At 43.0% G+C, this 13,522-nt stretch carries 12 protein-coding genes; all 12 read left to right on the top strand.

The annotated features are described in order from the left end of the window. Window positions 1-21 precede the first annotated feature (21 nt). Entirely contained in the window at window positions 22-1,050 is a 1,029-nt protein-coding gene (locus AC2YHV_RS19935; protein ID WP_487373906.1) for a TRAP transporter substrate-binding protein, read from the top strand. 37 nt (window positions 1,051-1,087) lie between these two features. Then, window positions 1,088-1,660 carry a TRAP transporter small permease gene (locus tag AC2YHV_RS19940; protein WP_487373907.1) on the top strand — a complete coding sequence of 191 codons (573 nt, stop codon included), beginning with the start codon at window positions 1,088-1,090 and terminating at the stop codon, window positions 1,658-1,660. After that, window positions 1,657-2,934: a TRAP transporter large permease gene (locus AC2YHV_RS19945; RefSeq protein WP_098185428.1), complete on the top strand. Its 1,278-nt coding sequence runs from the start codon at window positions 1,657-1,659 to the stop codon at window positions 2,932-2,934. Before AC2YHV_RS19940 ends, AC2YHV_RS19945 begins: the two co-directional genes overlap by 4 nt. 60 nt (window positions 2,935-2,994) lie before the next feature. Then, window positions 2,995-4,041: a TRAP transporter substrate-binding protein gene (locus AC2YHV_RS19950; RefSeq protein WP_487373908.1), complete on the top strand. Its 1,047-nt coding sequence runs from the start codon at window positions 2,995-2,997 to the stop codon at window positions 4,039-4,041. Window positions 4,042-4,065: 24 nt separating this feature from the next. Next, the gene (locus tag AC2YHV_RS19955) at window positions 4,066-5,316 is read left to right on the top strand and encodes a nickel pincer cofactor-dependent isomerase, group 22 (protein WP_487373909.1); all 1,251 of its coding nucleotides are present in this window, start codon (window positions 4,066-4,068) and stop codon (window positions 5,314-5,316) included. 64 nt (window positions 5,317-5,380) lie between these two features. Beyond that, window positions 5,381-7,585: a dihydroxy-acid dehydratase domain-containing protein gene (locus AC2YHV_RS19960; RefSeq protein WP_487373910.1), complete on the top strand. Its 2,205-nt coding sequence runs from the start codon at window positions 5,381-5,383 to the stop codon at window positions 7,583-7,585. 61 nt (window positions 7,586-7,646) lie between these two features. Further along, a complete protein-coding gene (locus tag AC2YHV_RS19965) occupies window positions 7,647-8,414 on the top strand; it encodes an IclR family transcriptional regulator (RefSeq protein ID WP_063576083.1) in 768 nt (255 codons plus the stop codon). Between the two features lie 31 nt (window positions 8,415-8,445). Beyond that, complete coding sequence (locus tag AC2YHV_RS19970; protein WP_487373911.1) at window positions 8,446-9,333, top strand: fumarylacetoacetate hydrolase family protein; 888 nt, start codon at window positions 8,446-8,448, stop codon at window positions 9,331-9,333. An 11-nt stretch (window positions 9,334-9,344) separates the two neighbouring features. After that, entirely contained in the window at window positions 9,345-9,644 is a 300-nt protein-coding gene (locus AC2YHV_RS19975) for a UxaA family hydrolase (RefSeq protein ID WP_098936600.1), read from the top strand. 4 nt (window positions 9,645-9,648) lie between these two features. After that, the gene (locus AC2YHV_RS19980) at window positions 9,649-10,806 is read left to right on the top strand and encodes a UxaA family hydrolase (protein WP_487373976.1); all 1,158 of its coding nucleotides are present in this window, start codon (window positions 9,649-9,651) and stop codon (window positions 10,804-10,806) included. A gap of 22 nt (window positions 10,807-10,828) precedes the next feature. Next, a complete protein-coding gene (gene gucD / locus AC2YHV_RS19985) occupies window positions 10,829-12,298 on the top strand; it encodes an alpha-ketoglutaric semialdehyde dehydrogenase GucD (RefSeq protein WP_487373912.1) in 1,470 nt (489 codons plus the stop codon). Between the two features lie 66 nt (window positions 12,299-12,364). Further along, a complete protein-coding gene (gene dgoD, locus AC2YHV_RS19990; protein ID WP_487373913.1) occupies window positions 12,365-13,513 on the top strand; it encodes a galactonate dehydratase in 1,149 nt (382 codons plus the stop codon). Window positions 13,514-13,522 lie beyond the last annotated feature (9 nt).

The raw sequence follows: 13,522 nt of genomic DNA on the forward strand, positions 1-13,522 counted from the left end.
AAAAAACGGGGAGGGTTTTTATTGAAAAAAAATAAGCTATTTGTATTTTCCACAAGCTTAACTATTGCGATGACATTCCTTTTATCAGGATGTGGTGGAGGTGAGGGAGAAAAAACCAGTGGATCTGGAGTTGAAAAGAAAACTATAAAAGTGGCACATTATTTTGCTGAAAATCATCCTCAAAACATTGCTTTGAAAGAAAAGTTTAAAAAATTGGTTGAAAAGGAGAGTAATGGTGAACTAGAGGTTCGGATTTATGCGAACAGTACATTAGGTGCAGAAAAAGAATTTTATGACGGCGTCAGAAACGGAACGATCGAAATGGGTGTTCCAGGGCTAATTATGCAGTCGGACATTCCTAAAATGGGTGTTCCGGAATGGCCCTTCCTATTCAGGGATTACGATCATGTAAAGAAGGTATTGAATGGACCTATCGGAGAGGAATTGACAGAAGAGCTTGATCCAAAGCATGGGGTGACACCGCTCGCATGGAGTGCTAACGGTTTTAGGATGTTTTCGAGTAATCGTCCAATTAAGAGTATGAAAGATTTTGATGGACTTCGACTTAGAATGCCGAACATCCCGAATTACATAAAATTAGGTGAATCATTGGGGGCAAACGTTAGCCCATTGCCTATTTCAGAAGTTTTTACCGCACTTGAACAAAAAGTTGTAGATGCTCAGGATAATCCCATAGCCACACTGAGATCCTCGGGGTGGAATGAAGTACAAAGTGATGTACTAGAATCCAAGCATATGTTCAGCCCCAATATTTACATTATCAATAGCAAATTCTATAAAGGGCTAACAAAAGAGCAACAAAAAATCATTCAAAAAGCAGCAAAGGAGTCGGCAGCATATGAGTTTGAATTGATGGAAAAAAGTTATGAAGATGACAAAGCTTATCTTAAGGATAATGGAATCAAATTCACTACGCCTGACAAAGACTTTTCAGAAAAAATGTTAAAAGCATCTCAACCTGTTTATGATGAGGCCTTTGAGGAAAATGACTGGGCGGAGGAGCTCGTCGGAAAAATAAAAGCAGAATGAAGCAGGCGCTCTAGTTAGTAAAGGGGGAGATGTATAGGTGAATAAAATATCCAGAATCTTGGAAAGTTCGTTGAACATTATTATGGCAGCTGCTTTAGCGATAATGGTCGTACTCGTGTTTGGTAATGTGGTCCTCCGTTATTTCTTTAATTCAGGGATTACTTGGTCAGAAGAAATGTCAAGGTATCTCTTTATTTGGTTGACGTTCCTCGGCGCCATCGGAGCTTTCAAAAACAAAGAACACTTAGGTGTAGACATGGTCATTAAACGGCTCCCGAATAAGATGAAAAAAGTGGTTCTAGTTATTAGTGATTTGATGATGTTATTCGTTCTTATCCTGATCTTGGATGGAAGCTGGAAAATGACTATGATAAACATTGATAGTGCTGCACCGGCCACTGGAATGCCACTGGCATTTGTATATGGGACAGGTATTCTTGTAAGTGTTTCAATGGGAAGCATGATCATTTTCAATTTGTATCGGATTTTCTTCAATAAAATTAAAGACGAAGAATTGGTGATGATAAGTGAGTCTGAAGAGCTAATTTCCCTCCATACTGATGAATTTGAGTCAGATATTAGGATAGTTAAGGAGGAGAAGCAGGGATGATAGGTGTATTCGTCGGATCTTTACTGGGAGCCATGGGACTTGGAATACCTATTGCTTTTGCCTTACTTGTTAGTAGCGTAGTGCTTATGTACTTTCTTGGTATTTTTGATAGTCAAATTATCGCACAAAATTTAATCAGTGGCGCGGATAACTTCCCTCTAATGGCCATACCATTCTTTATGCTAGCAGGAGAGGCGATGAATCGGGGCGGTTTATCACGGCGTATCGTTGAGATGGCAATGAAATTGGTGGGTCATATCAAGGGAGGCCTTGGTTATGTTGCGATCATTGCGAGTGTGTTGTTTGCGAGTTTATCAGGATCTGCTGTTGCCGATACGGCCGCGCTTGGGGCTATATTAATTCCAATGATGGTGAAGTCCGGTTATGATGTGAACCGGTCAAGTGGTTTGATTGCATCAGGTGGTATCATTGCCCCGATCATACCGCCAAGTATTGGTTTTATCATTTTCGGTGTCGCAAGCGGTGTGTCCATTACAAAGCTGTTCATGGCAGGAATCGTTCCAGGTGTTTTACTAGCGGTTGGACTTACGGTTACCTGGGCCATTGTTGCACGAAAAGATAAAGTCGCCGTTAACCCTAGAGCTTCAACAAAAGAAATTCTTACTTCTCTTCGTCAAGGTGTTTGGGCTCTATTCCTGCCCGTCATCATCATTGGTGGATTGAAATTCGGTTTATTTACACCGACTGAAGCGGCAGTGGTGGCTGCAGTCTATGCAATATTTGTCGGTCTTGTAATCTATCGTGAAATGAAAGTGAAAGATTTGTATGAGGTCTTTGTACATGCAGGAAAAATGACGAGCGTTGTCATGTTTCTGGTCGCTGCAGCTCTCGTATCCTCCTGGCTGATAACTGTTGCGGATTTACCTGGTCAGGTGATTGGATTGCTGGAGCCATTTATGGATCATCCATTCCTTCTATTAATAATGATAAACCTATTGGTCATCGTAGTTGGAACTGCTATGGATATGACGCCGACAATCCTTATTCTAACACCTGTATTGATGCCGTTGGTGGTCGCTGCAGGTATTGACCCAGTTTACTTTGGTGTCCTGTTTATCCTGAATAACGCCATCGGTTTACTTACACCACCAGTCGGAACCGTGTTAAATGTCATGTGCGGCATTAGTAAAATCAGTATGGAAGATATCATGAAGGGGATTTGGCCTTTCTTGCTCGTGGAAGTAATTGTATTGATCTTGTTGATTTTGTTTCCTTCCTTAGTGCTTGTTCCTCTAGAATGGTTTACCTCCTAACGGAATGAAACTGCTAGTTCGGTTTGTATGCTGATCTTCATCTTATTTTATAGGAGGAAAATGATAATGAATAATTTGTTTAAACGTTTGGCGGTCGGAGTAATATTGCCAGCAGTACTGTTATTAAGTGCTTGCGGAAGCGGACAAAATGAAAGCGCTTCGGCTGACGGTATTCAGAAAAGAACAATCAAAGCAGGGATCGGAAATAGTAAAATGCATCCACAAGGAAAAGGAATGGAGAAATTTAAAGAACTGGTTGAAGAAAAAAGCGGCGGGAAAATGAAAGTCCAAAACTTTTTTGATGCCACTCTCGGAGATGATCAGAAAATGACAGAAGCTCTTCAAGGCGGCTTACAGGAAGTAACTGTTCCTTCAACCTCACCACTTGTTGGCATGATTAAGGAATTTGGAATTTATGACTTCCCATTTGTCTTTAATAATGAAGAAGAAGCTTATACAGTACTTGATGGTGCAGTAGGAAAAAAACTTTTGGATAAATTACCGGAACATGATTTAGTAGGTTTGGGATACTGGGAAAATGGTTTCCGAAACTTAACCAACAGCAAACACCCTGTTAAAACGGCTGAAGATTTCAAAGGGCTTAAACTTCGTACCATGCAAAATGAAGTGCATTTAGATGCATTTTCAAAGTTAGGGGCGAATCCATCGCCGATGGCTTTCTCAGAAGTATTTACTGCACTGGAAACAGGCACTGTTGATGGTCAGGAGAATCCACTAGCAACAATTCAAACGCAAAAATATAATGAAGTGCAAGAATACTTAAGTCTTACAAATCATGTTTATACACCATTTGTATTCCTTGTAAGTAAAAAGTTCTGGGATGACCTATCAGAACAAGAACAAGAAATCATGAGTGAGTCCGCACAAGAGGCTGGAAAGTATCAACGGGAAGTTAACCAAAAAGAAAATGAAAAGGCACTTAATTATCTAAAAGAAGAAGGAATGAAAATCAATGAAGTAGAACCGGAAGAAATAGAAAAAATGAAGAAGGCCATCCAACCAGTGACGGACGAATATGCCAAGAAATTCGGACCAGATCTTGTAGAGGAAATGATGAGCGAAGTTGAAAAAGTACGCGGTAAATAATCCAAATTGTTTGGAGGAAAGAAAATGGATATTATCTCTGAACTTTTACGTGAAATCCAATTACCGAAAATGGTACAAGTGAGGCAGAAATTTCGTACAACTCAAATCGCTGATGTAGCTGGTGAGGTGAAGAAGGCGATAAAAGAAGCAGGTGTCTTATCAAGAATAAATGAAGAAGACAGGGTGGCAATTGCAGTAGGAAGCAGAGGGGTAGCGGACCTTCCTACATTAGTAAGAGAAACGGTGGCTGCCGTTAAGGAGGCGGGAGGTAATCCTTTCATCGTACCTGCAATGGGAAGCCATGGTGGTGCCACGGCGGAAGGGCAAATCGATGTGTTGCTTCAGCTGGGTATTTCAGAAGAAGCGGTTGGAGCGCCTATCAGGTCATCGATGGAAGTTATTAAACTGGATGAGTTGCCAAATGGCCTCCCTGTCTATATTGATAAACTTGCTTACGAATCGGATAAAATCATAGTCATTAATCGGATAAAACCACATACAGCATTTCGCGGACCGGTTGAAAGCGGACTTATGAAAATGATAACGATCGGTTTAGGAAAGCAAAAGGGAGCCGAAGCTGCACATGCATACAGCTTTAAGTATATGGCGGAACATGTCCCTGAAATGGCTAAGGTTTCCTTGTCAAGAGCTCCTATCATATTTGGTCTTGCGTCGATTGAAAACGCTTATGATAAACCGGCGAAAATCGTCGCAGTTCCAGCGGAGGATTTGGAGGTAGTGGAACCGGGACTGTTGCTTGAAGCAAAATCATTGATGCCGAAAATACATTTCAATTCGATGGACGTACTTATTGTAAATGAACTCGGAAAGGACATTTCGGGGGATGGAATGGACCCGAACATAACGGGTAATTTCGCCACACCATATGCTACCGGGGGGCCAGACGTTAAACGGACCGTTGTACTTGGACTTACTGAAAAAACTCACGGTAATGCGAATGGCATTGGCATGGCAGATATGACGACAAAAGCCGTCATGAAAGAAATAAAATGGGAAAAAGGGTATGCCAATGCACTCACCAGCACAGTCACAGATGTAGTAAAGCTTCCGATGTTTTTGGATACGCAGGAATTGGCTGTAAAAGCTGCCATCAAAACATGCAATGCCTTCGATTTGAATAAAGTGAGAATCGTAAGAATTAAAAACACGCTTGAAATCGGTGAAATTTGGATTTCTGAAAGCATGATGGAAGAAGCTTTAAAGAATGAAGATATAGAGATCTTGTCAGACCCAGAAGACTTGGCACTGGACTAAAAATCTTCTTTACTATTTTCATAGAACGAAAGAAATGATTTGAACTCAGAAAAGGAGTGCTGAAATGACACACCTATATCCACTAATTGATAACGAAATAAACCCTTACCGCGATAATGTGCAGGGAAAAGCAAATGAACCTATTACGGTTGCAGGTCTGTTGGACCGTTCGAAGCTGACGCTAGGCACCACATATGAAGGGGGGAAGCCTGATTGGACGCTTGAAGAAATTTATATGCGGCTCGAGAGGAATGCCCCGCGTATCGCAATAATCGGTGGTTCGTCCGATCATCCGGCCCATATAATGGATTACCAAACGTCAGCACGGGCAGCAATCCGCATTTGGCAAAACGGCGGCGTGCCGTTTCATTTCTCGACACCGGTAATGTGTGATGGCACTGCACAAAACAATCAAGGAATGAGTTACTCTCTCCAGAGCCGAAACGCGGTTGCACAAATGGTTGTCAACCAGCTGGAAGCTCACAGTTATCATGGTGCATTCGTCATTCAAGGGTGTGATAAGCAGCCTCTTGGTGTTGTAAGTGCACTCGCCCATGTTGATCGTGTTCGCCGAAACCGTGGTGAAGCACCCTTTTTCGCAACATTCGCACCTGCTCACGTATTGGAAGGCGGTTCGATTCCAGCTGACGTAATTGAAGAATTGGAAACTCTTGCGAAAAATGCGGAAAGCAAAGGAGCAGCCGATGTAGCCGTAGATTTACGAGATACGATGGCATATATATTGCAATGTTCATCGAATACTGCTTTCCAGGGCGTGTTTGAACGGGCCTATGAACGAGGAATATTGACGAAGGAACAGCATAAATACTTTGAAATGAGACTTGCTGTCGCAACATGTGACGGGCAGGGAGGTGTATGTGCATTTAATGGTACGGGGAATAGTTCACGTCATTTAGTGGCAGGCATGGGTCTCGTACATCCAGCAGTGGAGCTGTTGACCGATCCGCCAACACAACGCCAGATTAACTCGGTGCTTGATAGCTTTGCCGACATGATAAACGAAGAGCGCTACGGCGTGGCCAACATTGTCGCTGCGAACATAAAAAATGCAATCCGTATACACAGCGCATCGGGTGGTTCTACTAACTTAATGATGCATATTGTCGCAGGCATGCTTTATGCAGGATTCAAATTCAGTTTATGGGACCTTGACCGCATTCATCATTCACATCCAATTCCTGACTTATTTGATTACAGTTTGACAGAAGGAAGGGACATTTATTCACTTGCGATGCAGTGTTGCAGCGGGAAAAGCAGAGGAATGGAAACACTTTTTCATGAACTTATTGAGAATGGTGTACCAATGGATCAGGATGCTCCGACTGTCGCAGCAAAAACTTGGAAAGAACGTCTTTCGATCACAAATAGCCTAAAAGCAGTTAATGTTAAGAAAAATCAGGTCATTTTATCCAATCCACGACGTGGATTCAGCGGTGTTGATGTATTAAAAGGAAACTTCTTTGAAAGCGCCGTTGTAAAAATCAGCGGAATGCCGACACCACAGCTTGACCAATTCGACGATAAGCTTGCATTTGTCCTTTATTACGAAAATGAAGATGATGCAAATAAAAGCCTGCTCGATTCAAATCTGCTTTCAAAAATAAAAGAGCAAAAGCTTTTCGAACATAATCTATTGCTAGAATCTCTTAAATACAACAATGAGTCGGAATGGTCTCTTCTAAAAACCGCTACCTATGGGGAATTATTTGACAGGATGGTTGAAGCCGGCACATTGAAAATTGCGGTTATTATCTCAGGGCAGGGGCCAGTGGCATTCGGAATGCCGGAAATGTTTACACCAATGCAACACATCAATGCAAATCGTGTTATGAAAAAAATCGCTACAATCATTAGCGACGGCCGCTATTCAGGAGTCACATATGGAGCTGCCATAGGGCATATGACACCGGAAGCGTATGAAGGTGGCGGCATAGGTTTACTTAAATCAGGGGATGTAATTCACCTTCAGCTTCGTGATCGACGAATTGATTTTGTAGATTCTACTAAACTTCATTCTGGAAAGGTGATTCATGATTTTGCGGATCATTTTAAAGAAGAAAGACAATCATTGGCAGCTGAACGCAAGCAGCGGATGAAAGTTAGACAGAAAATGGTTGCGGCAAGCAACAGGATGTTTGGGCATACAGATGCAGCAAATGGTGTTGTTCCAATCGCTGTCATTGAGGATGCGGTACTTGATTATGAACAAGATATTATAATCCATGAAAAAAAAGTAGAAATAAAGTGAGGTATGCTCGTCATAAATCCGATAAGATAAAGGTAGACAGAATGAAAAGGAGTGAGGAACGATGCCTATCATCCAATCGGTGGAGCGTGCCTTGAAAATATTGGATTTATTTGATGAGCGTGAGCGTGAACTAACTATCACAGAGATAAGTAAGAGAATGAATTTACATAAAAGTACGGTTCATTCACTATTAAAAACCTTACAGGAGCATCACTATATTTCACAAGGCGAAGAAAATGGAAAATACTCGCTAGGATTAAAGCTATTGGAGAGGGGAAGCGTTGTTGTGACCCATCTCGATTTGCGCAATGTAGCAAGAAAACATCTTGAAGGGCTTTCAGCAACAACGAATTTGACGCTGCACCTTGTCATATTGGACGGGCAGGAAGGTGTCTATGTCGATAAAGTTGAAGGTACTGGGGTAACGGTCCTGTATTCCCGTATTGGCCGTCGTGTTCCGATTCATACAAGTGCAGTTGGCAAATCTCTTGTTGCAACCAAAACGGATAGTGAACTGGATTTGCTCTTGGACGGCTATGATTATACGGGACCGACAGAAAAATCGATTAGATCCAAGGAACAGTTTTTAGCCGAAATCGAAAAAGCACGCATTAATGGTTATTCAATGGATAATGAAGAAAATGAACCGGGCATTTTCTGTCTTGCCGTACCGATAAGAGATTATTCAGGAAAGGTAATCGCTGCAATGAGTGTATCGATGCCTGCTTCGAAAGTAAACGAAGAAACACAAGAGTATTATGTACGTCTCTTAAAGGAATGCAGCAATAAAATTTCGCAGGAGCTCGGTTATGAATATCAAAAAATATAAAAAAAGGATTGCCCTAAGGAGGAACTAGCAAATGAGAATTATTCGCTATGTACATGAAAACAAAAAACAACTTGCTGCCGTGACAAACGAAAACAATGTGGTGGACCTTCCATTTACTGATTTTATGTCGTTGATTACAACGGCACGCCATGAAAACAGAACGCCGTTTGACATTGTAAAACAAATTGTCGCTGAAGGGAAAAAGCAGCCATTGGAGGGTCTTCAATTAACAACGCCTATCGACGCGCCGGAAGTATGGGCATCAGGCGTTACGTATAAAAAAAGCAAGGAAGCACGTAACTACGAAGCTACGCAAGGAAAGCTGGACCGCCAAACATTCTATGACAAAGTTTATGATGCAGAGCGTCCTGAGATTTTCTTTAAATCAACTGCAGCAAGAACCGTAGGACCGAATGACCCGGTATATTTGCGTTCAGATTCAAAATGGCAAATTCCGGAGCCGGAGCTTGGTCTTGTCATCGATAAAAAGGGAACGGTGCTTGGATATATCGCAGGTAATGACATGAGCTGCCGTGATATTGAAGGTGAAAACCCGCTTTATCTCCCACAGGCAAAGGTTTGGAAAAACTCTTGTTCCATTGGACCCGCCATCTTGTTAAAAGAGGCTGTTCCAGATCCATACGAGCTTAAAATCATGTGCCGGATTTTTCGAAATGAAGAAAAAGTATTTGAAGGTGAAGCGAAAGTAAACCAACTGAAACGAAAGTTGGAAGAGCTCGTCGACTATTTAGTTTTAGATAATACTGTATTTGACGGATCCGTTTTACTTACAGGTACTTGCGTGGTTCCGCCAAATGAATTTACATTGAAAGGCGATGACCGGATTGAAATCGAAATACCAGGGATAGGGGTATTAAACAACCCGGTCATCCAAAGTAAAGCAGTTCAAACCATTTAAGGGGTGACAAAATGAGCGAGTATAAAACACTTTACCTAAGTAGGGAAGATAGTGTAGCTGTCGCTTTATCCGAAATCCCTGCAAACACATCAGTAGTTGTGAAGTCAGACCTTGAAGAACTTGTCGTACCCATTCTTGAACCGATCCGTTTTGGACATAAGTTCGCAGTCAAGGCCATCAACCAAGGAGAAGACATAATTAAATATGGGGAAGTCATAGGTGCAGCCTCAGCTTCTATTCCCGCTGGTGCACATGTTCATGTACACAATTTAGAAGGCAAAAGAGGAAGGGGTGACAAAATTGCTGAATGAAAAAATGCAGTTTTGGGGCTACCGCCGTCCGGATGGCCGCGTCGGTGTACGGAATCATGTACTGATTTTGCCAACGATAACATGTGCAACTCAAACAGCTCAGCGCGTCACAGAATTGGTGAGCGGAACCGTCACATTCATTCATCAGCATGGCTGTGCGCAAGTGGGCACTGATTATGATCAAACGGCCCGAACCTATGCGGGAATGGGTATGAATCCAAATGTATATGGTGTCATAGTACTCGGACTTGGCTGTGAAACACATCAGGCGCACCGTATTGGGGATGAAATTGCCAAATGCGGTAAACCAGTGAAAACTGTATCGATCCAGGATCATGGAGGCACTCTTCAAACCATTGCCGAAGTATCTAAAATCGCGGTCAAAATGGTCCAGGATGCCTCGATGGTGCAACGGGAATTATGTGATTTTAGCGAGCTGATTGTCGGCACAGAATGCGGTGGGTCGGATGCATGCTCCGGCTTATCGGCGAACCCGGCAGTCGGACGTACTAGCGATTTGGTAGTTCAGCAAGGGGGAACCGCAATATTAGCGGAAACGACTGAACTCATCGGTGCAGAGCATTTGATCACAAACAGGGCGGCAAATGACCAGGTAGCAAAAAAAGCTTATGCGGTTATTAAAATGATGGAAGACCGCTCGATTCAAATGGGCGTAGACATCCGCACCGGAAATCCAAGTCCGGGAAACATTGAGGGAGGTCTCAGCTCACTAGAAGAAAAATCCCTGGGGGCAGCGACAAAATCAGGTACAACCAGATTGGAAGAAGTCATTGATTATGCCCAGGTACCCACAAAAAAAGGGCTAGTATGGATGGATACGCCTGGCCATGACATTGAGCAATTGACGGGTATGGTCGCAGGCGGTGCCCAAATCGTTCTCTTTACAAGTGGAAGAGGCACGCCGACTGGTTCTCCTATTTCACCCGTCATAAAAATCTCGACTAATACACCAATGTTTGACAGGATGAATGAAAATATGGATTTAAATGCTGGTACGATCGTTGATGGTTTAGAAACCGTTGATGAAGTGGGCAGGCGCATCATGGAAGAAATTCAACATGTTTCTAACGGGAAACTAACAAAAGCGGAGATATTAAAGCAGCATGACTTTGGTATATGGAGAATTGGACCGACATTCTAAAACGAAAAAGGAGCTAAAGACTATGATATCAACTACATTTGCAACGAAAACATATAAAAATTTCATTAATAATGAGTGGGTGAATGCATCTTCTGGAAATACAATCCAAAGCATTAATCCTGCGGACAAAGAACCGGTTGGCTACGTACAAAGCTCAACCGAAAAAGACTTGAATAAAGCTGTAGCCGCAGCGCATAAGGCAAAAAGGGATTGGCGCAGGCTCGGCCAGTCTGCACGTGGGCAAATCCTTTTCAAAACGGCCAATATATTGGAAGAAAATCTAGATGAAATTGCCGAAACCATGACTCGCGAAATGGGTAAAACGTTACCTGAAGCAAAGGGTGAAACGGCACGGGGTGTTGCAATCCTGCGTTACTATGCTGGGGAAGGAATGCGGAAAGACGGCGATGTAATACCATCATCCGATAAAGATGCTCTAATGTTCACGAAACGCAGCCCACTAGGTGTTGTCGGGATAATCACGCCATGGAACTTCCCGGTAGCAATACCCATCTGGAAAATGGCTCCTGCTCTTGTATATGGCAACTCAATCGTATGGAAACCTGCTACGGAGGGAGCCGTTACGGCAGCGAAAGTCATGGAATGCTTCACAAAAGCAGGCTTCCCTGAGGGCGTAGTGAATTTTATTACCGGTAAAGGATCGATCATTGGACAAGGACTCATCGATCATCCGCTTTTAAATGCGATCACATTTACCGGTTCTGAAAGTGTCGGTCAGAGCGTCGCAAAATCAGCTTCCGCCCGCGGGATAAAATATCAGCTTGAAATGGGTGGCAAGAATCCAGTCATCGTAACGAAAGATGCAAACATCGACCAAGCTGTCGAGGCGGTCATCAGCGGTGGATTTCGTTCTTCCGGCCAAAAATGCACAGCTTCAAGCCGTGTTGTCGTTGAATCGTCAGTCTATGATGAATTCAAACAAAAACTGGTAAAGGCAGCAGGGGAAATTACAGTTGGCAACGGTCTTCAAGAGGGTATTTGGATGGGCCCATGTGCAAGCGAAAGCCAGTTCAAAACGGTGACAGAGTACATTGAAAAAGGCAAGCAGGAGGGCGCAAAACTCATACATGGCGGGGAGATATTAACTGGCGGAGACTATGATAGGGGCTTTTTCATCACACCAGCGATTTTTGAAGACGTGACGTCCGAAATGGAAATTGCACAGGCAGAAATTTTTGGACCAGTTATCGCGCTTATGAAAGCAACAGATCTGGTCGAAGCGATTGACTTGGCAAATAATACGAAGTACGGATTGAGTGCATCAATCTTCACATCAAATATTAGTTCAATTTTGGAATTCATCGATGAAATTGAAGCAGGTCTTGTCCGTATTAACGCAGAAAGCGCGGGCGTAGAGTTGCAAGCCCCATTCGGAGGCATGAAGGCATCAAGCACGGGTTCGCGAGAGCAAGGTGAAGCGGCGAAAGAATTTTATACGGCCATAAAAACGGTTTTTATTAAAGGTTCTTAACAAGTATAAGGGAGGTTTCCATGTTTGAAAATCTCTCTTTCTTCAAAAAACATTGCGAGGTGCTTGATGAAAATCATAAAAATTTCTTTATACAAAGTTCCGCCCCGCTGGCTGTTTTTAAAAATCGATACGGATGAAGGCATTTCCGGATGGGGAGAGCCTGTCGTGGAAGGCCGTGCTGAAACGGTTAAAGCAGCAGTTAACGAACTGACTGATTATTTGATAGGGAGAAATCCGAACGACATTGAAGATATCTGGCAAACGCTTTATCGAGGTGGATTTTACCGCGGTGGCCCAATTTTAATGAGTGCCATTTCCGGCATTGAGCAGGCATTATGGGATATAAAAGGAAAATACTTCGATATTCCTGTATACCAAATGCTCGGCGGCAAAGCACGTCAAAAAATTAAAGTGTATTCATGGGTCGGAGGAGATCGACCTGTGGATGTCGTTGCTGCCGCAATTGAAAAACAGAAAGAAGGCTTCCTTGCTGTCAAAATGAACGCATCAGAAGAAATGAATTACATAGATAGCTTTTCGAAAGTAGAAGCGGTCATCGAACGCGTTGCTTCAATCAGGGAAGCGGTTGGCAACGACTTTGGCATCGGTGTGGATTTTCACGGGAGGATTCATAAAACGATGGCAAAAGCGATTGTAAAAGAACTGGAACCTTACCGTCCCATGTTCATTGAAGAACCGGTGCTCCCGGAAAACAATGAAGCACTTCGTGAGATTGCCTGGCATACTACGTGTCCGATTGCGACGGGAGAAAGAATGTATACGCGCTGGGGCTTTAAGCAGCTACTTCAAGATGGTTATGTCGATATAATTCAGCCGGATCTGTCTCATACAGGTGGTATTTTAGAAGGGAAAAAAATTGCCGCCATGGCAGAAGCGTATGATGTAGCCATTGCGCCGCACTGCCCGCTCGGTCCGATGACACTCGCTTCATCCATTCATCTGGACGCAACGACACCGAATTTCATTATTCAGGAGCAAAGCCTTGGTATTCATTACAACGAAGGCATGGACATTCTCGATTATATGAAAAATCCAGAATTATTCGACTATGAAGATGGTTATGTGAACATTCCTGATAAACCGGGTCTTGGTGTGGTAATCGATGAGGAAAAAGTGATGCAGGCAGCAGAGACCGGACATGATTGGAAGAACCCAATTTGGCGAAATGAGGACGGGAGCATCGCTGAATGGTAATAAAAGGAG

It is taken from the genome of Peribacillus sp. SRI_006, from assembly GCF_057586375.1.

Excerpts from the sequence above, each read along its gene's own strand:
- AC2YHV_RS19945 (WP_098185428.1), top strand. The coding sequence starts at position 1,657 with ATGATAGGTGTATTCGTCGGATCTTTACTGGGAGCCATGGGACTTGGA.
- AC2YHV_RS19950 (WP_487373908.1), top strand. The coding sequence starts at position 2,995 with ATGATAATGAATAATTTGTTTAAACGTTTGGCGGTCGGAGTAATATTG.
- AC2YHV_RS19955 (WP_487373909.1), top strand. The coding sequence starts at position 4,066 with ATGGATATTATCTCTGAACTTTTACGTGAAATCCAATTACCGAAAATG.
- AC2YHV_RS19960 (WP_487373910.1), top strand. The coding sequence starts at position 5,381 with ATGACACACCTATATCCACTAATTGATAACGAAATAAACCCTTACCGC.
- AC2YHV_RS19965 (WP_063576083.1), top strand. The coding sequence starts at position 7,647 with ATGCCTATCATCCAATCGGTGGAGCGTGCCTTGAAAATATTGGATTTA.
- AC2YHV_RS19970 (WP_487373911.1), top strand. The coding sequence starts at position 8,446 with ATGAGAATTATTCGCTATGTACATGAAAACAAAAAACAACTTGCTGCC.
- AC2YHV_RS19975 (WP_098936600.1), top strand. The coding sequence starts at position 9,345 with ATGAGCGAGTATAAAACACTTTACCTAAGTAGGGAAGATAGTGTAGCT.
- AC2YHV_RS19980 (WP_487373976.1), top strand. The coding sequence starts at position 9,649 with ATGCAGTTTTGGGGCTACCGCCGTCCGGATGGCCGCGTCGGTGTACGG.
- gucD (WP_487373912.1), top strand. The coding sequence starts at position 10,829 with ATGATATCAACTACATTTGCAACGAAAACATATAAAAATTTCATTAAT.
- dgoD (WP_487373913.1), top strand. The coding sequence starts at position 12,365 with ATGAAAATCATAAAAATTTCTTTATACAAAGTTCCGCCCCGCTGGCTG.